General features: G+C 59.9%; 19 protein-coding genes. 6 read left to right on the plus strand and 13 right to left on the minus strand.

Translation table 11 applies throughout. The annotated features are described in order from the left end of the window. Positions 1–129 precede the first annotated feature (129 nt). Both ACCD02_RS31170 and ACCD02_RS31175 read right to left on the minus strand, forming a co-directional pair. Positions 130–1,386 (minus strand): VWA domain-containing protein, encoded by a 1,257-nt coding sequence (locus ACCD02_RS31170; protein ID WP_413310338.1) that lies wholly within the window; start codon positions 1,384–1,386, stop codon positions 130–132. A 169-nt stretch (positions 1,387–1,555) separates the two neighbouring features. Continuing rightward, complete coding sequence (locus ACCD02_RS31175; RefSeq protein ID WP_413310340.1) at positions 1,556–2,692, minus strand: AIM24 family protein; 1,137 nt, start codon at positions 2,690–2,692, stop codon at positions 1,556–1,558. Between the two features lie 489 nt (positions 2,693–3,181). On the opposite strand from ACCD02_RS31175, the gene mqo reads away from it, so the two are divergent. From mqo to ACCD02_RS31190, 3 genes are all read left to right on the plus strand, one after another. Beyond that, positions 3,182–4,834 (plus strand): malate dehydrogenase (quinone), encoded by a 1,653-nt coding sequence (gene mqo, locus ACCD02_RS31180; protein ID WP_413310341.1) that lies wholly within the window; start codon positions 3,182–3,184, stop codon positions 4,832–4,834. 145 nt (positions 4,835–4,979) lie between these two features. After that, on the plus strand, positions 4,980–5,411 hold the full coding sequence (locus tag ACCD02_RS31185) for a universal stress protein (RefSeq protein ID WP_413310343.1): 432 nt from the start codon (positions 4,980–4,982) through the stop codon (positions 5,409–5,411). A 76-nt stretch (positions 5,412–5,487) separates the two neighbouring features. Beyond that, a complete protein-coding gene (locus tag ACCD02_RS31190) occupies positions 5,488–6,147 on the plus strand; it encodes a hypothetical protein (protein WP_413310345.1) in 660 nt (219 codons plus the stop codon). 1 nt (position 6,148) lies between these two features. On the opposite strand, the gene ACCD02_RS31195 is transcribed toward ACCD02_RS31190, so the two are convergent. The 8 genes from ACCD02_RS31195 to ACCD02_RS31230 form a co-directional block, all read right to left on the minus strand. Next, positions 6,149–7,462 (minus strand): MFS transporter, encoded by a 1,314-nt coding sequence (locus ACCD02_RS31195; protein WP_413310365.1) that lies wholly within the window; start codon positions 7,460–7,462, stop codon positions 6,149–6,151. Positions 7,463–7,998: 536 nt separating this feature from the next. After that, a complete protein-coding gene (gene hutC / locus ACCD02_RS31200; protein ID WP_413310347.1) occupies positions 7,999–8,754 on the minus strand; it encodes a histidine utilization repressor in 756 nt (251 codons plus the stop codon). Further along, positions 8,751–9,551: an amino acid ABC transporter ATP-binding protein gene (locus ACCD02_RS31205; protein ID WP_413310367.1), complete on the minus strand. Its 801-nt coding sequence runs from the start codon at positions 9,549–9,551 to the stop codon at positions 8,751–8,753. The genes hutC and ACCD02_RS31205 overlap by 4 nt, the downstream gene beginning before the upstream one ends. Before the next feature lie 106 nt (positions 9,552–9,657). Continuing rightward, a complete protein-coding gene (locus ACCD02_RS31210; protein ID WP_259100444.1) occupies positions 9,658–10,329 on the minus strand; it encodes an amino acid ABC transporter permease in 672 nt (223 codons plus the stop codon). After that, a complete protein-coding gene (locus ACCD02_RS31215; protein WP_413310349.1) occupies positions 10,326–10,985 on the minus strand; it encodes an amino acid ABC transporter permease in 660 nt (219 codons plus the stop codon). Before ACCD02_RS31215 ends, ACCD02_RS31210 begins: the two co-directional genes overlap by 4 nt. Positions 10,986–11,053: 68 nt before the next feature. Next, positions 11,054–11,893 carry a transporter substrate-binding domain-containing protein gene (locus ACCD02_RS31220; protein WP_413310351.1) on the minus strand — a complete coding sequence of 280 codons (840 nt, stop codon included), beginning with the start codon at positions 11,891–11,893 and terminating at the stop codon, positions 11,054–11,056. A 146-nt stretch (positions 11,894–12,039) separates the two neighbouring features. Then, on the minus strand, positions 12,040–13,416 hold the full coding sequence (locus ACCD02_RS31225; protein ID WP_413310353.1) for an FAD-binding oxidoreductase: 1,377 nt from the start codon (positions 13,414–13,416) through the stop codon (positions 12,040–12,042). 4 nt (positions 13,417–13,420) lie between these two features. Next, positions 13,421–14,602, minus strand: a complete 1,182-nt coding sequence (locus ACCD02_RS31230) for an alpha-hydroxy acid oxidase (RefSeq protein ID WP_413310354.1) — start codon at positions 14,600–14,602, stop codon at positions 13,421–13,423. A gap of 324 nt (positions 14,603–14,926) precedes the next feature. On the opposite strand from ACCD02_RS31230, the gene ACCD02_RS31235 reads away from it, so the two are divergent. Continuing rightward, positions 14,927–15,889, plus strand: coding sequence for an isopenicillin N synthase family dioxygenase (locus ACCD02_RS31235; RefSeq protein WP_413310356.1), 963 nt, complete (start codon positions 14,927–14,929; stop codon positions 15,887–15,889). Between the two features lie 35 nt (positions 15,890–15,924). Here ACCD02_RS31235 and ACCD02_RS31240 read toward each other — a convergent pair whose 3' ends face one another. Next, positions 15,925–16,764, minus strand: a complete 840-nt coding sequence (locus ACCD02_RS31240; protein ID WP_413310358.1) for a hypothetical protein — start codon at positions 16,762–16,764, stop codon at positions 15,925–15,927. 265 nt (positions 16,765–17,029) lie between these two features. After that, positions 17,030–17,380: a hypothetical protein gene (locus ACCD02_RS31245; protein WP_413310359.1), complete on the minus strand. Its 351-nt coding sequence runs from the start codon at positions 17,378–17,380 to the stop codon at positions 17,030–17,032. A gap of 122 nt (positions 17,381–17,502) precedes the next feature. Here ACCD02_RS31245 and ACCD02_RS31250 point away from each other — a divergent pair, with 122 nt between their 5' ends. Then, positions 17,503–18,039: a hypothetical protein gene (locus tag ACCD02_RS31250; RefSeq protein WP_413310360.1), complete on the plus strand. Its 537-nt coding sequence runs from the start codon at positions 17,503–17,505 to the stop codon at positions 18,037–18,039. Positions 18,040–18,239: 200 nt separating this feature from the next. Here ACCD02_RS31250 and ACCD02_RS31255 read toward each other — a convergent pair whose 3' ends face one another. Next, positions 18,240–19,436 (minus strand): amino acid aminotransferase, encoded by a 1,197-nt coding sequence (locus ACCD02_RS31255; RefSeq protein WP_413310362.1) that lies wholly within the window; start codon positions 19,434–19,436, stop codon positions 18,240–18,242. Between the two features lie 357 nt (positions 19,437–19,793). Between ACCD02_RS31255 and uvrB the strand changes: the two genes are divergently transcribed. Further along, positions 19,794–21,809, plus strand: coding sequence for an excinuclease ABC subunit UvrB (gene uvrB / locus ACCD02_RS31260; protein WP_413310364.1), 2,016 nt, complete (start codon positions 19,794–19,796; stop codon positions 21,807–21,809). Positions 21,810–22,063 lie beyond the last annotated feature (254 nt).

The following is a 22,063-nucleotide window of genomic DNA, read 5'->3' on the forward strand; positions in this document are numbered from 1 at the left end:
TTTTTTTTCTGGGCCCGCTTTTTGTGTCCCCTATTTATTGGGTTTGGGGTTTTTTAATTCCCGGGCCTTTTCCCATATTAATTCCCCTCCCACAGGTTTTTACCCATCCAGGCGTCGTGGGTGACCGTCCTAGAAGATAATCCCCTTGGCCCTGGCCTCCTTGAGCCATCCCGGAAACTCCGCCATCAGCTTGTCATACAGTGCTTCTTCGCTGATATCGTGCAGGTCGTCGAGGGCGAAGAAACCGCAGTTATCTACCACCCGGCCTTCCATGGTGTCGAGCTTTTCCAGGATGCCGTAGCTGTTGCCACCGATGCCGACAAACTGCCAGAACACCGGCAGCGCCGCGGCTTCGACGATCAGCTTGGTAATGGCCTTGTTTTCATGGACCCCGCCGTCGCTGATGAACATCACGTAGACCGGCGTACGATCCCCCGACTTTTTGTAATAATCGATGACCTGGCGAATGACCTTGGGCTCGTCATTGATCCGCTGGCCGACGTTCCAGTTGCGCCAGCCGCCGTCCTCGGTGTTGATGTAATCCTGATGGTTGGCCAGTGATACGGCTGACAGTTGGCAGGATTTGGCGCCGAAAGCCCAGCAATCCAGTTCGCCGTCGTCGTCGAAATGCACAGCCATGGGCAGCAGGCGATTGACCACTTCCTGCACGCGGCCACGGGAATACTGGCCGTTCATGGAGCCGGAAGCATCCAGGACCAGGGCAACCCGAGCCTTGACCTGCGACAGCTGGTTTTTCTCCAGGCTGATCTGAGCCTTCTTGGCCAGGCTGACCAGATGCGGGGCGGCAGCGGCAATCTTCTTTTCCAGGGATATCTTTGCCGGAGCAGGGGCAGGTGCAGGCGTCGCTGCTTCAGCGACTTCGCCACCGAAATGCCGGACCAGCGCATCAAGCCCTTCGTTAAAGCCTTGCAGATTGGCCTGAACGCGCCAGACACCGTCCTTGCGATAGATATCGGTGACCATAATGGCTTTCTCGCCAGCGAAATCCTGACCTCGGAACTCGCAGGTCGCCAGTTCGCTGCCACTCGCGTCCTTGATGGCGAAGCGGCTGACCGCCAGGTCCTTCATGGCGCCATCGCCGTCGATCGAGGCGGTAAACACCAAACGGTCGATGGTCTTGGGCAGGGTCGCCAGATTCAGCCCGAACTCGCCGCCGTTGCTCTGACGCACGCTGTTGCAGGGGCTGGCGGGCTGATTGAAAAACACCATATAGCGATCGTCGGACAGCTTGCCGGCGGCATCGACGCCGAAGCACACGTAGTCGATCACATGGGGAGAGTTAAGGGTGATGGCGAGGGTGAAGCTGAACTGGTCGCCCGCAAGGATGCTCGACAGCGGCAACCTTTGTCCTTGGGTAATCTGCATGGGTCATCCTTTTGGTTATCTAGCGCATAGCTCTTGTAGGAGCTGCCGAAGGCTGCGAAAACGGTGTGTCAGATAAACACCGTTCGCAGCCTGCGGCAGCTCCTACAGGATCGCATTTCAAATCATGTGACAAGTTATGTCTGATAAGAGCGGGCCCGCGCCCATATGTTCAGCTGCGCCCACCAATAATGTCGCCCAACCCGCCCAGCACCGAGCCTTCACCCTGACGTTGTCCACCTCCCTGCGGCGCGGCGGCCAGCATTCGTCCGGCCAGGCGCGAGAAAGGCAGGCTTTGCAGCCACACCGTACCCGGTCCGGTGACGGTGGCGAAGAACACGCCCTCGCCGCCGAACAGCATGCTCTTGAGGCCGCCGGCCTTACGGATATCGAAATCCACCTCAGAGGTCATCGCCGCCAGGCAACCGGTGTCGACATCAAGGCGCTGGCCTGCGGACAAGGTGAGCTTCCTGATCGTGCCCCCCATATGCACAAAGACCAGCCCGTCACCCTCGAGCTTTTGCAAGATGAAGCCTTCGCCACCGAACAGGCCGGTGAGGATTTTGCGCTGGAAGTGCATGCCAATGGAGACGCCCTTGGAGCCGGCCAGGAAGCTGTCCTTCTGGCAGATCAGCTTGCCGTTGTAGTCACTCAGGCGCAGAGGCAGGATGGTGCCGGAGAACGGCGCGGCGAAGGCGACGATGCCCTTGCCTGGCGCTTGTTGGGTGAACACCGTAGTGAACAGGCTTTCCCCGGTGACCAGGCGCTTGCCTGCGCTCATCAACTTGCCCATGAAGCCGGAGGAACCGGCGCTGCTATCGCCGAAGATGGTTTCCATCTCGACATCCGAGGTCTTGTACATCATGGCCCCGGCTTCAGCTACAGCGCTCTCGCCTTGATCCAGTTCAATCTCGACGAACTGGGTTTCCATGCCGTGGATCTTGAAGTCGAGGCCTTCGGTCCACTCACCGGAGCCGAAGCCTGTCGATGCTACATCGCTGCTGGCCTTTAGCGCAGGCACGGCGGCTGGAGCAGATGAGGGTGCCGGTGGCGCAGCGGGGAGGTTGGCGGCTCCGGCAGGCAGGGCGCCGGGCTTGGGGTAGATCATCGATTGCGGCGGTGCGGGCAGCGGCGTCACGCCGTCCTTTTTCATGGGCCGTATCTCGATATTTTCATAGATCGGCTGCCAGTCGGCCATGCCCGGCCGCCAGCACCAGCCACCCGGATTCTCCCTGGCGGCGAGCCTGGCTTTCTCGAGATCCAGTGAGTTAAGTACGGTGTTGCCAGCAGCGATGGTCCAGACAGACATGTTTTAACTCCTTGCAATTGCCTTTCGAACCGGCTGCACCGCATCCGGTTCGCAAGGATCAGCGATTTTTTTCACGTTCTGCACCTTAGCACCGCAGCCTGTCGCGGGGAGTGTAGAAGCGTCCGATTCGTTCGTCTTTATAGGGGGTGCAGCCGACGTCGTGGCAATTTTGCGACTAGAATCAGGCGTTGAAGGGTTGCTGAAAGCTGCCTGCTGTAGTTTCCGCGGCGCAGCGGGTTCTATACACTCCACGGCCGCACTCGTGCGGGATAGAAGATGTAGTGTCACTCAAGCAGCTGAAGCCAATGATTAATAAGAAGTCAGCGCAGGGGAACATCACCGTGAGGTCAAAAAACCCCAATCGGCCTTGTATGTCCATCCTCTGGTCCACGCTGGCGTGGGAGATGTGTCGGCGGTAGTCAATACCGGCAGCACGGTTCCTGCCCCTGCTGATGGCGGGCGGATGGCGATTTATCATATGGAACAAGTATGTTTAAAACAGTGAACACGGCCCTGCTGGGCCTGGCAATGTCCATGGCGCTTACGCCATTGCAGGCTGCCGAAACCAAGAAAGTCGATGTGTTGCTGATCGGCGGCGGGATCATGAGTGCGACCCTGGGCGTCTGGCTCAATGAGCTGGAACCGGGCTGGACCATGGAAATGGTCGAGCGCCTCGACGCCGTAGCCGAAGAAAGCTCCAACGGCTGGAACAACGCCGGTACCGGTCACTCGGCCCTGGCCGAGTCCAACTACACCCCGTACGGCAAAGACGGCAAGATCGAAATCGCCAAGGCGATCGAGATCAACGAGGCCTTCCAGGTCACTCGTCAGTTCCTGGCCTGGCAGGTCAAGTCGGGCGTGTTGAAAAACCCGCACTCCTTCATCAACACCACCCCGCACATGAGCTTCATGTGGGGCGATGATAACGTCAAGTTCCTCAAGGAACGTTACGAGGCATTGCAACGCAGCCCGTTGTTCGCTGGCATGCAGTACAGCGAAGATCAGGCGCAGATCAAGCAGTGGGTTCCGCTGATGATGGAAGGGCGTGATCCCAACCAGAAAATCGCCGCTACCTGGACGCCGATCGGTACCGACGCGAACTGGGGTGAAGTCACTCGCCAATACGTCGCCGCCCTGCAGACCAAGCCTAACTTCACCCTGAAGCTGTCGAGCGAAGTCGAAGAAATCACCCGCAACAAAGACGGCGGCTGGCACGTCGAATACAAAAACCTGAAAGACGGCACCACCCACGGCACGGATGCGAAGTTCGTATTCGTCGGGGCCGGTGGCGGCGCGTTGAAGCTGCTGCAAAAGTCCGATATCCCTGAGGCACGCGACTACGCTGGCTTCCCGGTCGGTGGCTCGTTCCTGGTCACCGATAACCAGGACATCGCCATGCAACATATGGCCAAGGCTTACGGTATCGCGTCGACCGGTGCACCACCCATGTCCGTACCGCACCTGGACACCCGTGTGCTGGACGGCAAGCGTATGATCCTGTTCGGGCCATTCGCGACGTTCTCCACCAAGTTCCTCAAGCAAGGCTCCTATCTTGACCTGCTGTCGACCACCACGACCCATAACGTGTGGCCGATGACCCAGGTAGGCGTTGAGCAGTACCCGCTGATCGAGTACCTGGCAGGCCAGTTGATGATGTCGGATGACGACCGCTTCAACGCGCTCAAAGAGTACTTCCCCCACGCCAAGAAAGAAGACTGGCGCTTGTGGCAAGCCGGTCAGCGCGTGCAGATCATCAAGCGTGATCCTGAGAAAGGCGGTGTGTTGAAACTGGGTACCGAGGTCGTGTACTCCGAGGACCGCACTATCGCCGGCCTGCTGGGCGCCTCCCCGGGTGCCTCGACCGCGCCACCGATCATGATCGATGTGCTGGAAAAGGTCTTCAAGAAAGAAGTTGCGACGCCTGCCTGGCAGGAGAAGATGCGCCAGATCGTGCCGAGCTACGGTACCAAGCTCAATGGCTCGCCAGCGCGCATTCAGCAAGAGTGGGACTACACCGCTGAAGTCCTGCAACTTGCCAAGCCACCGGTGATCGACGCTGCTGCCTACCCGGCTGCCACTGCAACTCCGGCCGCACCGGCCAAGAAAGCTGAAAGCAACCCAGCGGCCGACATGGCGCTGTAAGCCGTATCGCCAGCGCCGGGTGCTGCATGCCTGGCGTTGGCGCATTTCCATACCCTCGATTAAATCCCCGCATTGATTGACCCCGGTCAAGCTCGCCGCTCGTCGCCGTCCTATGTTGACTCCATAGCCCTTATGGAGAAGCGACATGCACAAAGTCCTGATTGCCTACGACGGTTCCGAACCCTCGAAGCGTGCCTTGCAGTACGTCATCGATTTCAGCGCCTGTCTGGCGCGTCCCCTGGAAGTCCATGTGGTCAACGTGCAGAACGGTCCTGTGATCTACGGCGACTACATCACCGCAAACATGATCGAACAGATCAATGAGGGCCTGCTGGCAACGGCGCAACGCGTCCTCGAAGAAGCCGGGGCGCGGCTCAAAGCAGCCGACATTGCCTATGAACTGCATCCGGCCATCGGCAATGTGCCGGAGCAGATCGATGCGGCTGTTCGCCAATTACGCTGCGATACCATGGTCATGGGTACCCGCGGCCTGGGCAGTGTCGGCGGGCTGTTGCTGGGCTCGGTAGCCAACCGGGTGATTCATGAGGTTTCGGTGCCGGTACTGCTGATCAAGTAATCCTGAGACAGCCGGGGTTTTTCATTGGTAGCATTGGGCTATTAGCGATATTCGATCGCTCAGGAAGCCCGCATTCATGCTCAATAAACTGATCCCGGCGCTCATTATCGGCGTGAGCGCGCTGTTCAGCGCGCCCGCCGCCGTGGCCGCTGACATTCTGTTTCAGAATTACGCCTACGACGCGCCCTACGACAGCTTCAAGTCGGCCAAAGGCTATTACGACTGTTCCGAGCAGATGGGCATCAAGGCCCTGTGCCTGGATAACGTTGAGTTCATCGGCCACAAATTCAGCGCAGCGCTGACCTTTGTCAGTGACAAACTGAACATGGTTTCGCTGATCAGCATCTTCGACAAGGACCTGTACGCCCATACCCTCGACGAGCTGAGCAAGACCTACCGGCTCTCGGCCCTGAGCGATGCCAGCAACCAGCTGGACATGTTCAAGCTGGCGGCTTCGACCTCGGGCGCGGTGTATGCCAGTAAGTTCAAGGAATTCGAAGGCACGGCGATCAAGTCGGGCTCGCTGACCTATAGCTTTGTCGACATCGATCCGGCCACCGCCGACAAGAAGAAGAGCTACCGTGACATGGACGCGTTCTTTGCCGATGCGCCGGCCAACTTTCGTGCCGTGGAGCTATTGGTAATTGGCCTGACCAAGGAAACGCCGCTGCTGATCCGCTTCTCCTTCCCCAAGCTCGATGCCAACAAGGCCATCGAGATCCTCAAGAAGCGCTGATTCATACCACCGGTTTGGTCAGCAGGCGCAGGCCGCTGGCCACACTGCCTACAGCAGCGAAACAAGCGCCGATGCTCAGGGCCAGGACCGGCCCGTGCTCCCCGGAAATCCCGAAGCTCAAAGCCACCAGAGCAGCCCCCGTGGCCTGGCCGATCAGCCGCGCCGTGGCTACCGTGCCACTGGCACCGCTGGCGCGATGACGTGGCGCACTGGTCATGATGGCTTTCTGATTGGGTGCCTGGAAGAAACCGAAGCCCAGGCCGCAGAAGATCGTACGAATGCAGATGTCCAGGGCGCTGGGGTCTGTCGGCATCAGCGCCAGCGAGACCATGCCGCCACTGAGCATCGCCAGGCCGATACCGGCCAGCAGCCCGGCCGGATAACGGTCGGACAAACGCCCGGCCACAGGGGCGATCAGGGCCACCACTACTGACCAGGGCGTCATCAGGAAGCCGGTCTGCACCGGGTCGCGGCCCAATACGGTCTCAAAGAAAAACGGCAACGAGACGAACGCCAGGCCCTGGGTGGCGAACGAGCAGAACGCGGTCAGGGCGGACAAGGCAAACATCGGCCGTTTCAACAGATCCAGGGGGAACATCGGCGCCGGATGACCGACCTCGCGACGCAACATCATCGCCCCCGCGACGAGGAACACCGCCATGGCAATCAGCACACTGCTCAGCGAACCCAGTTGCGCCGCCTGGCTGAGGCCGAAGATCAGCGCGCCGAACGTGATGACATTGAGCACCGCCGTCAGGCGGTCGAAGGTCAGGGTTCCGGGCTTGGTCACGGGCAGCGAGTTCCAGCCGAATGCCAGAGCAAACAGGCCGATGGGCAGGTTGATCGCAAACAGCCACGGCCAGTTGGCCACTGACAGCACCAGGGAGGCAATGGTCGGCCCGGCAGCGAAAGAGGTGCCGACCACCAGGGCATTCATGCCCAGACCGCGACCGAGGCGTTCATGGGAAAAGATCGAACTGATCAGTGCTGCGTTCACGCTCATGATGGCGCTGGCGCCGATGCCTTGCAGCACCCGGGCGATGGTCAGGGTCGGCAGCGACCAGGCCAGGGTACACAGCAGCGACGAGACCACGAATAGCATCAGGCCGCCGAGATAGACCTTACGATGTCCGACAACTCCACCCAAAGCAGCAAAGGGCAACAGGGTTGCAACCGCCGCCAGTTGATAGGCGTTGATCACCCATACCGACGCGGCAGGGGAGGCGTTCAAGTCTGCGGCAATGGCCGGTAGCGCCGTATTGGCGATGGCGGTATCCAGGGTGGCGAGGGCGATGGATAACAGAATCGCCACCATCCCGCGAAATTCGCGTGGGGTGAGTTTCTGCGAGGCAAGAGGGGTTTGTGAGGCGGGTTCAGCCATGACCGACAACACTCCGGGGCACGTAACGCGGGCAGTGGCCTGCAAAGGCAGGCGGCAGAGCGATCGTGCCGGTTCGTGTGGGGGGATGCAATCTCCGATGCCGGATATATTTGTCGTTGGAGCCGGGCTTGCCCGCGAATACGGATTTTCAGCTGCAGAGAATGCAGCGAATGTGCTGGCCCCTTCGCGGATGAATCCGCTCCCACAGACATCGATGATATTCACGCGCTACTGTGCGAATTCATTCGCGAAAGCTTTATTTCGGACGCCGCCAATGTGCTGGATGTACTGGCCCCTTCGCGGATGAATCCGCTCCCACAGAACCGACGATATTCACGCGCTACTGTGGGAGCGAATTCATTCGCGAAAGGGGCCGTGAGGTCGACGCATTGTTGCCGCCGGGACTACCGCCTTCGCGAATGAATTCGCTCCCACTCTGCCAAGTGTGGGCTGCGTGGGAGTTCCAGCAGTCAACTATCCCGATGCGCCCCGGTCACCGGCAGGCGACTGCCCAACCGATAACGCGAGGAGGGGTGCAGCAGGCGCACGTAGGTCACCACCTTGCCGCTGTTCCAGGTGCGGCGCAGCAGGACGAGGCAGGGTTCGTGGCTGTCGATCTGCAACTGCCGGCTTTCTTCGCCATTGGGGTGGCTGGCCTCGACGATATGTTCCATTTCATCCGGGCGGATGACTTGCAGCAGGTACTTGGCGGCCTGCAGTTGGTCGCCGAAGGACTGGGCGAGAAAGTCCGGGACCAGTTCCGGATTGACGTAGCGGTCTTCCAGTTGCACCGGCACATCTTCTTCGTAATGCACGCACAAGAGGTGAAACACCGAGGCACCGGTGGGCAGGGCCAGAGCAGCGGCGATGGGCATGGACGCCGACTCCCGGCCCAGGTGCAGCACCTGGCAGTTGTAGCGATGACCCCGGGCGAGGATTTCATCGGCGATATTGGTGATGCGCAGCAGGTTGGACTGCGGCTTGCTCGCGGCGACAAAGGTGCCGACCCCCGCCACCCGCACCAGTTGGCCTTCATCGGTCAGCTCACGCAGCGCGCGGTTGACGGTCATGCGCGACATGCCCAGTTCCTGCACCAGACGGTTTTCCGAGGGGATCAGGTCGCCCGGCTTCCATTCGCCACGGCCCAGCTTGTCTTGCACAAAGTCCTTGGCGCGCCGGTACAGGGCTTGCGGTACGGGTTTGTTCAGGCCGGGCGGGCTGCTCATGTCAGGCTCGCCTCGGGGGCGTCGGTCCAGAACGCATTGCGATCCAGGTAGTTCTGCAGGAACTGCTGCAAGCGGGGGTGCTCGTTGTTGTGGAAGATCGCCTGGGGCGTGCCACGGGCGACGATCTGGCCCTGATCGAGAAACACCACTGAATCTGCGACCTGGGCGGCAAAGCCCATTTCGTGGGTGACCACGACCATGGTCATGCCTTCCCTGGCCAGGGTCTTCATGACTTGCAGCACTTCGCCGACCAGTTCCGGGTCCAGGGCCGAGGTGGGTTCGTCGAACAGCATGATGTGCGGTTCCATGGCCAGGGCGCGGGCAATGGCCACGCGCTGTTGCTGGCCGCCGGACATCTGCGCCGGATAAGACGCCGCCTTGTGCGCCAGGCCGACCTTGTCCAGCATCGCCATGCCCTTCGCCGTGGCCTCGGCGGCAGGCAGCTTGCGCACCCGGCGCAGGGCCTCGCAGACATTGCCCAGGGCGGTCATGTGCGGCCACAGGTTGAACTGCTGGAAGACCATGCCGACGTTGCGCCGCACCTGATTGATCCGCGATTGCGGCGCGCGCTTGCGGGCTTTGCCCGCGTCCGGCAGCCAACCCAGCAGCTGGCCTTCGATGAGGATCTCGCCTTCGTCGTACTCTTCGAGAAAGGCCATGCTGCGCAGCAAAGTGGATTTGCCCGAGCCGGACGGGCCGATCAGGCACATCACTTCACCCGGATGCACCTCAAGATCGATGCCCTTGAGCACGCGCACGGTGCCGAAGCTTTTACCGACCTGGTTCAGCGTCAGCATGGGCGCACGGTCAGCGGGAAGTTGCTCGCCAGTTTTCATCGTTTCACCTTGTTGCGCGGCGGTGCGCGCAGGCACCGGCCGGGAAATGGTTTGGATACTGTTCATGTCAGTGCGCCTGCCGGTTCATGAAGCGGCCGACGCGCTTTTCCAGGAACATGCCCAGCCGCGAGCACGCCTCGACCAGCAGCAGGTAACCGACGCACAGGGCCAGCAGGGTTTCGACGAAGGCAAAGGTCTCCGAGCCGATGCCGGTCATGACCATGGTCAGTTCCGGGATGGTAATGATCGACAGCACGGCGGTCTCCTTGCACAGCACCGTGACCATATTGACCAGCGCGGGCAGGATCAGCACCAGCATCTGCGGCACCTGGATGCGCAGAATCGCCTGCATCGGCGTGATGCCCAGGCATTGCGCCGCTTCCAGCTGGCCACGGGGGATTGACTCGAAGCCGCCGCGGAAGATCTCGGCGAAATACACGCTGCCATACACGCCCAGGCCGAGGATCCCGGCCGGGATCGGCTCCAGGCTCAGGCCGAAGGCCGGGCCGCCGTAGTAGAGCAAAAACAGCTGGACCAGAAACGGCGTGCTGCGGATCACCTCGATGAACACCCGCAACGGCGCGCGGATAAAGCTGTTGCCGAAGAATTGGGCGACGGCGATCAGCATGCCCAGCGCCAGGCCCAGAGCCACGCCGCTGCTCCAGGTGCCGAGGGTGACGAGAAAGCCCGAGCCGATATCGCCAAGGTGGTCGGTGATGATTTTCGGGTCGAAGATCATGCGCTTTTCTCCTTCATGCGCCGTTCCAGCACACCGCCGAAGAAGGCCAGCGGGATATTGATCAGGCAGTAGAAGCCCGCCAGCATCAGGTAATCCTGCACGAACATGTAATCACTGGCCGCCAGGTTCTGCGCTGTGCGGGTCAGGTCGGCCAGGCCCACCACCGACACCAGGGACGAGGCCTTGATCAGCAGGATCATTTCATTGATCAGCGCGGGCAGGGTCAGGCGCACGGCCTGGGGCACACGGATACGCAGCAGCATCTGCCCGGCGCTCAGGCCCAGCAGGCCGGCCGCTTCCAGTTGCCCGCCGGGAATGGCGAGGAAGCCGCCACGCATGATCTCGGCGATATAGGCCCCGGCCGCCAGGGACAGGCCGGTGATGGCCGCCACTTCCGGGGACACGTTGGGCAGACCGATACGCGGCAGGAAGTAGTAGATCAACAGCAGTTGCACCAGCAGCGGAATGCCGCGGAACACAAAAATGTAGGCCCCGCCCAGACGCCTGAGCAGTGGCGAAGGCGACAGCCGCAGGCTGCCCACCAGTATGCCGATGACAAAACCGAACGCCAGGGCCGCCACCGAGACCTTGAGGGTCACCAGCAAGGCGTCGACCAACAGCGGCAGGTTTTGCAGCAGCAAAGGCCAATCGAACATGGGGTTACTCCAGCATCGACCGGCAGCGGCCCTGGGCAGGGCGCTGTCGATCGAGGGTCAAGGCAGGCTTACCAGGTCGGGGTGAAGTCAGCTTTCGGCACTTCCATTTCGGCGCCCAGGTATTTCTTCTGCAGGGCGGCGAGGCGGCCGTCGGCGTGCATTTTCAGCATGGCGGCGTCCAGGGCGGCGATCAGGCTGTCGGCATCGGCGTCCTTGCGGCCCAGGTAGGCGAAGTAGGATTTCTTGCCGAATGGCGGCTCGACCACGCGGTACAGGTTGCTCTTCTGGCTGGCGACGAAGGAGATGTTCGGCAGCGAGTTGGCCACGGCGACGATGCGCTTGGCGGCGAGGTCTGCATAGGCCTGGTTGTTGTCGACGTATTCCTTGATGGTGACTTCTTTAGGCAGGGTCTTGGCGAAGGCTTTGAGCTCTTCCAGTTGCGCCGAGCCTTTGCCGGCGCCGACGGTCTTGCCGGAGATGTCTTCAGGCTTCTTGATGCTGTCGTCCTTGGCGCCGACCATCAGCGAGACGGTGGCTTCGGCCACCGGCAGGACGAAGTGGTAGCGCTCCTGACGCGCCTTGGTTTCGATGATCGGGCCGGCTACGACGTCGAACTTCTTCGCTTCCAGGCCCGGCAGCACGCTGGGCCATGGCAGGTCGAGGAACTTGATCTTGACCCCCAGTTCCTTGCCCAGCTGCTCGAACAGCTCGGCGTTCAAGCCCTTCTGCTTGCCGCCCTCGAGGTAGTCGAACGGGGCGAACTGCATTTCAGTGCCCACCACCAGCTCACCGGCTTTCTTCACATCGGCCAACTGATCGGCGTGGGCCGCCAAGGGCAGGATCGCCATGGCCACGGCGATACTCAGGCTTTTGACAGCTTTGGTACTGAACAGGGAATCGAGTTGCATATGCGGTAACTCCTTCGTCTCAGTGAGGCTCAAATTATGTGGGGTCGTGCCTGTTGCAGCTGGATCTGGCTCGCAGGGATTCACCTGGCGGGTGATGTGAAGCAGTTAGCGTGCCATACCGGTATATACAAGCTGTGCTTTTGCCATCAACCGAGGATTTTCCCCGGATTGAGAATACCCTTGGGGTCGAAGCTGGCCTTGAGCTGGCGCATCACCTCCAGGGCCTGGGCGCTGACCGAATGGTGCAGGAACTCGCGCTTGAGCAGACCGATGCCGTGTTCGGCCGAGACCGCGCCGCCCAGTTCGCCCACGGCGGTATAGACCAGTTCTTCGATTTCCAGAACCGGCGCCGGTTGCGGCAGGCTGTTGCAGTCCACGGTCAGGTGCAGATTGCTGTCACCGATGTGACCGAAATACACACTGTGGTTGCCCGGCCAGCGTTGATCCAGGCGCTGGCGACACAGCTGCGCAAAGTCGCCGATCTGGCCGATGGGCAGGCTGATATCGAAGTTCAGCGGCGCCAGGCGCACGGGGAACTCACCGGTGGCTTCGCGGATTTTCCACAGTGAACGGGCCTGGCTATGGGAGGCGGCGAGGATGGCGTCGGCCACTTCCCCGGCCTGCATGGCGGCTTCCAGGGTCTGCTCCAGCGCCTGGCGATCCCCCGCGCACTCGAACAGCACATACAGCGGATAGTCATCGGGCATCGGGGCGACGGGAGTTTCCAGCCAGGACACGCCCATGCGGCAGAAGTCCTGCCACATCAGTTCATAGGCCTGGGGTGTGCCGACGTCGCGCTGCACTCGACGCAGCAGGCTTACGGCACTGGCGTAATCGGGCAGGGCGCAGAGCAGGGTGGTGGTTTCGCCGGGTTGCGGTGCGAGCTTCAAAACGGCGCGGGTAATCACGCCAAGGGTGCCTTCACTGCCGATGAAGCACTGTTTCAGGTCATAACCGCAGTTGTTCTTGATCATCTTGTTCATCAGGTTCAACACGCGGCCATCGGCCAGGACCACTTCCAGACCCAGTACCAGTTCGCGGGTCATGCCATAGCGGATCACCGAGTTGCCCCCGGCGTTGGTGGCGATATTGCCGCCGATCTGGCAGGAACCCCGGGCGCCCAGGTCCAGAGGGAAAAGAAATCCCGCCTCCTGTGCGGCCTGCTGGATCTCTTGCAGGGTGGTACCGGCCCAGACACTGATGGTCGCAGCGGCGGTGTCGATTTCCTCGATACCGCGCAGACGCTCCAGGGACAGGGCGATATCTGCAGTGGTCGCAATCGCGCCCCCGGCCAGGCCGGTCATGCCGCCTTGCGGCACCACCGATTGCCCGGCGTCGTTGCAGATACGCAGGGCGATGCTGACTTGTTCGGTGTTACGAGGCAGCAACAGGGCGGCTGGGCAGGCGGGGGCGTGGCCGGTCCAGTCGCTGTAATGCCGTTGGCCGATGGCCTCGCCGGTCAACACCTGGGCGTCACCCAGGGCTGCGCGCAAGAAGTCGAGGGTCTGCTGCAAATCGCTCATCGGTTCAGCTCACGGTCAAAGAAGTGGAAAAGTCGGCACGCAGGGCATCCAGTTGCGGCTGGCCCAGCAAGGACAACGCCAGGCGCAGCTCGTTACTCAGCAGGTCCAGGGCATGCCCGGCCCCGGCCTCGCCGCCGACGGCGACGCCATACAGGGTCGCCCGGCCGAGCAGCACGCCATCGGCACCCAGTGCACAGGCCTTGAGGATATCCGTACCGCGGCGGATACCGCCATCCAAAAGCAGGCTGAGCTTGCCCTTGGCCACTGCAGCGATCGCGGGCAGGCAGTCGACAGTGGCCGGGGCGCCATCGAGCTGACGGCCGCCATGGTTGCTGATCACGATGCCATCGAGACCGAGGCCTACGGCCTTTTCCGCGTCCGCCGGGTGCAGCACGCCCTTGAGCAACAGCTTGTGCGGCCAGCGCTGACGCAGGCGTGCCAGTGCATCCCAATCCAGCGCGGTATCCATCTGTGCACCAATAAAGTGCGCGGCGCCCGCGGCGTTGCGTTGATCGTGCGGCAGGTAGCGTTCGACATTAGCCACTCCCGGCATGCCACGAGGCCATAGCGCCTGGCGCAACCAACGCGGGTGACGCAGCACATCGAGCTTGTTGCGCAGGCTCAACTGCCGTGGGCGAACAAAGTTGCGTTTGTCCCACTCGCGATTGCCCAGCAATACCGCATCACTGGTCAGCAGCAGTGTCGTGCAGCCCACGGCGCCAGCCCGTAGCAACAGGTCTTCCTGAACCTTGGGGTCGCGCAGGCAATACAGCTGGAACCACAGATTGACGTCGGGCACGGCGGCGACCACTTGCTCCAGGGAACTGGTGGACACCGTGCTCAAGGTAAACGGCAAACCACGCGCGGTGGCGGCCCGGGCCAGATGCAGGTCGGCATCACGATAGAGCATGGCGTTGTAGCCGGTGGGGCCGATGGCCATGGGCAGCGGCAGATCCTGACCGAGCACCGTGCGCCCGGTATCCGCGCCGGTACAGGGCACCAGGGTGAGCGGCAGCAGGCGGATATCGGCAAAGGCCTGCTGGTTGCGCTTGAGGGTGATTTCTTCTTCGGCGCCACCGGCCAGGTACTCCCAGGCGAAATTCGGCAACCGCCGCTGCGCCATCGCCGCCAGTTCAGCGATGCTGTGGGCGCGGCGGAAGTCGGGGCCAGGGTGATAGCGGCGCATTGAGTATCCTTGAGTGGATTGGATTGAAATTCTGCGGTGTCTCTGTCACCGCGCTGTTACTAACAAACACCGCACAGTGTGGGAGCGAATTCATTCGCGAAGAGGCCAGGGCAGTCGATGCATTTTCTTCGTCTGAAATACCGCTTTCGCGAATGAATTCGCTCCCACAAAATCCCATTCCATATCATGAGGTTGAGCGGTGTTTGATAAGCATGAGCTTGTTCAGACATCTCGTCCCCAGCAAGCGGCATGCCGTAAAACAAGGCGGCACAGGAAATGCTTGTGCCTGTATATACCACCTGCTTCAACCATTCAGGAGTCAGCATGATCGCCAGCGCAAATCTGCCCTTGATTGACATGACCGGTGTCCGGGACGGTGATCCGGCCAGCATCCAGCGAGTCGGCGAAGCCATTCGCCGCGCCTGCTGCGAGACCGGCTTCTTTTATATCGTCAATCACGGCGTGCCCCAGGCGGTGATAGACCGCGCCATGGCGGCGGCCAGGACCTTCTTTGCCCATCCGGTGGAGACCAAGCGCCAGGTTGCAGTGAACAAGCGCCATCGCGGCTGGCACGCCCTGGGCGGTGCGCTGATGTATGAGGCAACCAAGCCCGATTACAAGGAATTTTTCAGCATGGGCCTGGAGTTGCCCGAAGACGATCCGGCCGTGTTGGCGGGGGAAGCGTTGCGCGGGCCGAACCAGTGGCCGGACTTCATGCCCGAACTGCGCGAAGCCCTGGACCTGTACTACGCCGAAATCGCCAAGGCCGGTGCTGACCTGTTGCAGGCAGTGGCAGCGGGGTTGGGTATCGAGCAGGATTTCTTTGTCGGCAAATACACCAAGCGCCTGCAACGTACGCAGATGGTCTATTACCCGCCGCATCCGCCGACTGCCGAGGCGGACCAGTTCGGCGTCGCGCCCCATACTGACTACGGCTGTATCACCTTGCTCTATCAGGACAACAGCGGCGGTTTGCAGGTTCGGGAACTGGCCAGTAACAACTGGATCGATGCGACGCCCATTCCCGGCAGCCTGGTAGTCAATGTCGGCGACCTGCTGGCGCGTTGGTCCAACGATCGTTTCCGCTCGACCTTGCACCGGGTGATCAATAAATCCGGGCATGAGCGTTATTCCATCGCGACCTTTTATGATCCGACTTATGATGCGGTTGTTGATCCCTGTGATCTGGGTATTGATGCGGCCGCGAGCCACTATTCGGCCGTATCAGCGGGGGATTACATACTCAAACGGATAGATGATTCTATGGCTTATCGTAAAAAAGCCTAGGTAACTAGGGGCTCGCAATGCGAGCCCTGGCAGGCTTAATGGGTTTTGCGAATATTCATGGCCTTGTTACTGGTACGCCGCGCCCGTCGCTGATTGAACTTCAGGATGAGTTTGGTCACTGCACTGCCTTCATGGGGGTCGCCGAAGTGAAAGATTGCCGTGGCTCTCTTTATATCCGGGCTGCAAGGCTGGTTGGCGTGCAACGAGCGATAGCCCCAGAAGATATACAAGTTGCCCGGCTTAAGCTGTAGTTGTTGCGGAATGAGCAGTTTGTGTTTAATCGCGAAGTTGATCAGCTTGCGACTGAGTGCGTTCTGCAACAGCATTTTTTCGATCAAGTTGATCAACACCTGGCTTCGCGTCTTTCTTATATTGGGAAAGACCATCAGGTCGCCGCGTTGCTCGCCTTCTGAAGGGATAATGACCGGGATCAATAAGGTGACCAGGCTGGCATCATAGTGAAAGCAGCCAGACTCCCGTTCGCCTTGGTTGCCTTGCACGCATCTCAATACGGGCCAGATCGTATCGCTGGTCGGCTTCCTGCCTGCTGCATGCTCATAAAGCCCGGACAGCATCTGCGCCAGGCTGGGGTTGTCCCAGAGCGTTGCCAGAAGGCTTTTGTTCAGCAGTTCCTTGCCATGCAGGGCAAAATACTCCCCTTGAAATCGCAGTGCACAGGTATTGGCAAAAGTCACCAGCTCATTCAGCTCATGGGGTGTAATGACATTTTCCAGGCAGGCAAAGCCAAACGTATCGATATGCTGGATTATTTTATTCAGCTCGCTCTTGTCGGCGGTGGTACAGAAAGGTCTGTCGGAGAGTCCGCTGCCTTGCTGTAGTTCGATTGCTTGAGAATTGACTGCCAAGTCTTCCATGTCTCGAACCTCATAAGTGGGTGGTAAACCATCAAGGGAATGAGTGGGAATATTGTCCAAAGCGTTGTTGAAAGGATATAGGGTGTCAATCGGTAGTGACCAAAATAAACATTATTAGACGAACGGGCGCAGGTATTGTTTCAGCTATGAGAAATTCGGTATTTCTCTATTGGGAAGATAAAGCAGGATTCTTTTCTGGCGTCAAAAAAATATAACCAGGCGCACTTCATCAACAGCGTCGGCGCTGGAAGTGGGTGGACGGTTATCAAGGGTCTCGTTTATTTAATTGGGCTGCCTTGGTGAATTCATCGAGGGAGTTGCTTCGCCAGTTTCTGGGGTCATTGATATAATGGTTGAGCATCCAGAATATACTCGCTGCCTGTTCATCTTCTGCTCTTTCGGCGATTTCCATGCCCATATGACGCAGCACCTGTGCAGTGCTCATGCATTCATAGCTGGGTCTGCCCAGAATAAACCTGAGGTCATTCGTCAGTTCCATCTCCGGGGATTTCATGATGGTGTTTTTCAGCTCCTCCAGCGTGGAGGGGTTAAACGAATTAACGTCCTCTTTCAGAATCCTTTCAATGAGCTCCCTGGGAAATAATACATACTTCATTTCTTCTCCCGGTAACCTGTACGTCTAATGGTTATTTTATATCTGAAACCGGATGTCGGTGGTGAGTTCAGCGCCTGAAAGGTCGTTCGTCAGATTGAGCGATGCGCGCTTGAGCGCAGGGGATGATTTATTATCTGGTATTCAAGTCGACGCCTTTGGTGCTGCGAATCGGCAGCCGGGGGGGCTGGCTAAGGGTGCCAGCGATACAAAAGGCTTTCTTCTCGATGGATTGCGCTGTTGATCCCGACGAGCACATAAACGATGTCGATGCCCGCCCTGTGCACCCTGGCCAGGTAGTCGGCGCGAGGCAGCCGAAGGCCCTGTTCATAGTGCCCCTGGGCATTGGTTTTAACGCCACCTATTTCCGCAAGCGCTCTCTGGGACAGACCGAGCCTGCATCGTTCGGACCTCAATCGAGCACCAAGCGTAGCCATGATCGATTTTACCTGTGCCGGTTTTATTCGAGAGCGGTAAGTGTAAATAAAGCGGGGCGGTGCTGGCTTTGGAAAGGCTGCACCACGGGCATATCGACTATATATCAATTTGACATCTATGACGAAGATGGTCAACTGAATCCGGTAGGTCTGCACGCGTTCAGTCTTCACCCGGGAGGCTCGACGTTAGTTTTTGCTGAGTTTTCAAAAAAAACGGGCTGTTAGTTTCCAACGGCTTCTGTGGTATGGGCGCGAGTTGCATTGCAGAGGGCGGGGGTAGCCTTGGCGTTACATTAAATGGATGTGTACTTTGGATCCAATGCTCTCAGGGCTGGCATCTTAAGTTGCTCGGGTTAAGTCATGCGCCCATAAAAAAGGGGAAGCCAACTCCTGTTGGTTTCCCCTTTTCGCTCGACAAGTGCTGCTTAGATCACCTGGATGATCGCCTTGGTCACTGCATCGATATTGCTGTTGTTCAGCGCTGCTACGCAAATACGGCCGGTGTCGAGGGCGTAGATACCGAACTCGTCACGCAGGCGATGGACCTGAGCGGTGGTCAGGCCGGAGTAGGAGAACATGCCGCACTGACGGCCGACGAAGCTGAAGTCCTGGCCTTTCGGGTTACCCGCCAGGCGTTCGACCATGGCTTCGCGCATGGCCTTGATGCGGGTACGCATCTCGCCCAGCTCGGCTTCCCAGGTGGCGCGCAGTTCCGGGTTGTTGAGCACCGCAGCTACGATGGTTGCACCGTGGGTCGGCGGGTTGGAGTAGTTGGTACGGATCACGCGCTTGACCTGGGACAGCACGCGGCCGGTCTCTTCTTTCGAAGCGGTGATGATCGACAGGGCGCCGACACGTTCGCCGTACAGCGAGAAGGATTTGGAGAACGAGCTGGAGGCGAAGAAGGTCAGGCCCGAGTCGGCGAACAGGCGCACGGCGGCGGCGTCTTCGTCGATGCCGTCACCGAAGCCCTGGTAGGCCATGTCGAGGAAGGGTACGTGGCCCTTGGCCTTGACCACTTCCAGGACTTTTTTCCAGTCGTCGGCGGTCAGGTCGACGCCGGTGGGATTATGGCAGCAGGCGTGCAGCACGACGATGGAGCCGTCCGGCAGGTTCTGCAGGTCGGCGAGCATGCCGGCGCGGTCCACGTCGTGGCTCGCGGCATCGTAGTAGCGGTAGTTCTGCACCGGGAAACCGGCGGTTTCGAACAGCGCGCGGTGGTTTTCCCAGCTTGGGTCGCTGATGGCAACAACGGCGTTCGGGCGCAATTGCTTGAGGAAGTCGGCACCGATTTTCAGTGCGCCAGTACCGCCTACAGCCTGGGTGGTCAGCACGCGACCGGCAGCGATCAGCGGCGAATCAGCGCCCAGAAGCAGCTTTTGCACAGCCAGATCGTAGGCGGCGATGCCGTCGATCGGCAGGTAGCCACGGGGTGCGTGTTGAGCGACGCGAATATTCTCGGCTTCGGCAACGGCGCGCAGCAGCGGGATTTTCCCGGCTTCGTCACAGTAAACGCCAACGCCAAGGTTGACCTTGGTTGTTCGGGTGTCAGCGTTGAATGCTTCGTTAAGGCCAAGGATAGGATCGCGAGGTGCCATTTCGACAGCGGAGAACAGGCTCATTTTGCGGCGGCTCTGAATGGAGGAGTGGAGGGGGTGCAACGCTCCGGCCGAATGCACTAGAGCGGTGCGCAAACGGGGACCTAGTATAGAGAGCATCGGCGGTGGGGGCGACAGGGCAGGGAGCGTTTTTTCCGGGTTTTTCCGTTTATTTGTCGATCACTGGGCAGATTGCGCCACAGCTTTCGATCAACGGGTGCAATGCGTCGCTTGAAAGGTGAACATGACGGCACCATTTGTAGTCCACCGCACTCCCATCTTGTAAGCCTGCTCCCCATGAAGAGCTGAGGCGACGGAGTGGTCATCTCGTTTTCCTACGCCCTTTGCAGGGGGTTGCGGAGACGAAAAAAGAGGTTCGTTATGTCCGAGTTTCAACTGGTAACCCGATTTCAGCCAGCCGGTGATCAGCCGGAAGCCATTCGCCTGATGGTCGAGGGGATCGAGGCAGGGTTGTCGCACCAGACCCTGCTCGGTGTGACCGGCTCGGGCAAGACCTTCAGCATTGCCAACGTTATCGCCCAGGTACAGCGCCCCACTCTGGTACTGGCGCCGAACAAGACCCTGGCCGCGCAGTTGTATGGCGAGTTCAAGGCGTTTTTCCCCAACAACGCCGTCGAGTACTTTGTCTCTTATTACGACTATTACCAGCCCGAAGCCTATGTGCCGTCCTCGGACACCTTCATCGAGAAGGATGCCTCGATCAACGACCATATCGAGCAGATGCGCCTGTCGGCGACCAAGGCGCTGCTGGAGCGCAAGGACGCCATTATCGTCACCACGGTGTCGTGCATCTATGGTCTGGGCAGCCCCGAGACCTATCTGAAGATGGTCCTGCACGTGGATCGCGGCGACAAGCTCGATCAGCGCGCCTTGCTGCGGCGCCTGGCGGACCTGCAGTACACCCGCAACGACATGGACTTCGCCCGGGCGACCTTTCGGGTGCGTGGCGATGTCATCGATATCTACCCGGCGGAATCGGACCTGGAAGCGATCCGTATCGAGTTGTTCGACGACGAAGTGGAAAGCCTCTCGGCCTTCGACCCCCTGACAGGCGAAGTCATCCGCAAACTGCCGCGCTTTACCTTCTACCCCAAGAGCCACTACGTGACGCCGCGGGAAACCCTGCTCGACGCCATGGAAGGGATCAAGGTCGAGTTGCAGGAGCGCCTGGAGTACCTGCGCGGGCAGAACAAACTGGTCGAGGCCCAGCGACTGGAGCAGCGCACCCGTTTCGATCTGGAAATGATCCTCGAACTGGGTTACTGCAACGGTATCGAAAACTACTCGCGCTATCTGTCCGGACGCCCAGCCGGGGCGCCGCCGCCGACGCTCTACGACTACTTGCCGCCTGATGCATTGCTGGTCATCGACGAATCCCACGTCAGCGTGCCTCAGGTTGGCGCCATGTATAAGGGCGACCGCTCGCGCAAGGAGACGCTGGTGGAGTACGGTTTTCGCCTGCCTTCGGCATTGGATAACCGGCCCATGCGCTTTGATGAGTGGGAGTCGGTCAGCCCCCAGACCATTTTCGTCTCCGCGACCCCTGGCAACTACGAGGCTGAACATGCCGGGCGCACGGTGGAGCAGGTGGTACGGCCTACCGGCCTGGTCGATCCGCAGATCGAGATCCGCCCGGCCCTGACCCAGGTTGATGATCTGCTGTCGGAGATCCGCAAGCGCGTGGCTCTGGAAGAGCGCGTATTAGTCACCACCCTGACCAAACGCATGTCCGAAGACCTCACCGATTACCTGGCCGACCACGACGTGCGTGTGCGCTACCTGCACTCGGACATTGATACCGTGGAACGGGTGGAAATCATCCGCGACCTGCGTCTGGGTACCTTCGATGTGCTGGTGGGGATCAACCTGTTGCGTGAAGGTCTGGACATGCCCGAGGTGTCCCTGGTGGCGATTCTCGATGCCGACAAGGAAGGCTTCCTGCGTTCCGAGCGCTCGCTGATCCAGACCATCGGCCGCGCGGCGCGTAACCTCAATGGTCGGGCGATTCTGTATGCCGACCGCATCACTGGCTCCATGGAACGGGCGATTGGCGAAACCGAACGGCGCCGTGACAAACAGATCGCCTTTAACACCGCCAACGGCATTATTCCCAAAGGCGTGTTCAAGGACGTCGCCGATATCATGGAAGGCGCCACCGTTCCAGGCTCCAACAGCCGCAAGCGCAAAGGCATGGCCAAGGCCGCCGAGGAGCAGGCGCGCTACGAAAACGAACTGCGCTCACCGAGCGAGATCACCAAGCGTATCCGCCAGCTGGAAGAGAAAATGTACCAGTTGGCCCGGGACCTGGAGTTCGAAGCAGCGGCCCAGACCAGGGACGAGATCAGCAAATTGCGCGAGCGGTTGCTTACGGTCTAGGTGGCCTGGGTGAGAGTGAGTTGTGGGAGATGCTATGTTTGCTGTAAAGCCAGAGTAGCCCCTTCGCGGATGAATCCGCTCCCACAGATCCGACGATATTCACGCGCTTCTGTGGGAGCGAATTCATTCGCGAAAGCTTTATTCCGGCCGCCGCCAATGTGTTGGATGTACTGGCCCCTTCGCGGATGAATCCGCTCCCACACAACCGACGATATGCACACGCTACGGTGGGAGCGAATTCATTCGCGAAAGCT

This window comes from Pseudomonas sp. Pseusp88, from assembly GCF_047303955.1.
Taxonomy (GTDB): domain Bacteria; phylum Pseudomonadota; class Gammaproteobacteria; order Pseudomonadales; family Pseudomonadaceae; genus Aquipseudomonas.

Excerpts from the sequence above, each read along its gene's own strand:
- ACCD02_RS31170 (WP_413310338.1), bottom strand. The coding sequence starts at position 1,386 with ATGCAGATTACCCAAGGACAAAGGTTGCCGCTGTCGAGCATCCTTGCG.
- ACCD02_RS31175 (WP_413310340.1), bottom strand. The coding sequence starts at position 2,692 with ATGTCTGTCTGGACCATCGCTGCTGGCAACACCGTACTTAACTCACTG.
- mqo (WP_413310341.1), top strand. The coding sequence starts at position 3,182 with ATGTTTAAAACAGTGAACACGGCCCTGCTGGGCCTGGCAATGTCCATG.
- ACCD02_RS31185 (WP_413310343.1), top strand. The coding sequence starts at position 4,980 with ATGCACAAAGTCCTGATTGCCTACGACGGTTCCGAACCCTCGAAGCGT.
- ACCD02_RS31190 (WP_413310345.1), top strand. The coding sequence starts at position 5,488 with ATGCTCAATAAACTGATCCCGGCGCTCATTATCGGCGTGAGCGCGCTG.
- ACCD02_RS31195 (WP_413310365.1), bottom strand. The coding sequence starts at position 7,462 with ATGGTGGCGATTCTGTTATCCATCGCCCTCGCCACCCTGGATACCGCC.
- hutC (WP_413310347.1), bottom strand. The coding sequence starts at position 8,754 with ATGAGCAGCCCGCCCGGCCTGAACAAACCCGTACCGCAAGCCCTGTAC.
- ACCD02_RS31205 (WP_413310367.1), bottom strand. The coding sequence starts at position 9,551 with ATGCTGACGCTGAACCAGGTCGGTAAAAGCTTCGGCACCGTGCGCGTG.
- ACCD02_RS31210 (WP_259100444.1), bottom strand. The coding sequence starts at position 10,329 with ATGATCTTCGACCCGAAAATCATCACCGACCACCTTGGCGATATCGGC.
- ACCD02_RS31215 (WP_413310349.1), bottom strand. The coding sequence starts at position 10,985 with ATGTTCGATTGGCCTTTGCTGCTGCAAAACCTGCCGCTGTTGGTCGAC.
- ACCD02_RS31220 (WP_413310351.1), bottom strand. The coding sequence starts at position 11,893 with ATGCAACTCGATTCCCTGTTCAGTACCAAAGCTGTCAAAAGCCTGAGT.
- ACCD02_RS31225 (WP_413310353.1), bottom strand. The coding sequence starts at position 13,416 with ATGAGCGATTTGCAGCAGACCCTCGACTTCTTGCGCGCAGCCCTGGGT.
- ACCD02_RS31230 (WP_413310354.1), bottom strand. The coding sequence starts at position 14,602 with ATGCGCCGCTATCACCCTGGCCCCGACTTCCGCCGCGCCCACAGCATC.
- ACCD02_RS31235 (WP_413310356.1), top strand. The coding sequence starts at position 14,927 with ATGATCGCCAGCGCAAATCTGCCCTTGATTGACATGACCGGTGTCCGG.
- ACCD02_RS31240 (WP_413310358.1), bottom strand. The coding sequence starts at position 16,764 with ATGGAAGACTTGGCAGTCAATTCTCAAGCAATCGAACTACAGCAAGGC.
- ACCD02_RS31245 (WP_413310359.1), bottom strand. The coding sequence starts at position 17,380 with ATGAAGTATGTATTATTTCCCAGGGAGCTCATTGAAAGGATTCTGAAA.
- ACCD02_RS31250 (WP_413310360.1), top strand. The coding sequence starts at position 17,503 with ATGATTTATTATCTGGTATTCAAGTCGACGCCTTTGGTGCTGCGAATC.
- ACCD02_RS31255 (WP_413310362.1), bottom strand. The coding sequence starts at position 19,436 with ATGAGCCTGTTCTCCGCTGTCGAAATGGCACCTCGCGATCCTATCCTT.
- uvrB (WP_413310364.1), top strand. The coding sequence starts at position 19,794 with ATGTCCGAGTTTCAACTGGTAACCCGATTTCAGCCAGCCGGTGATCAG.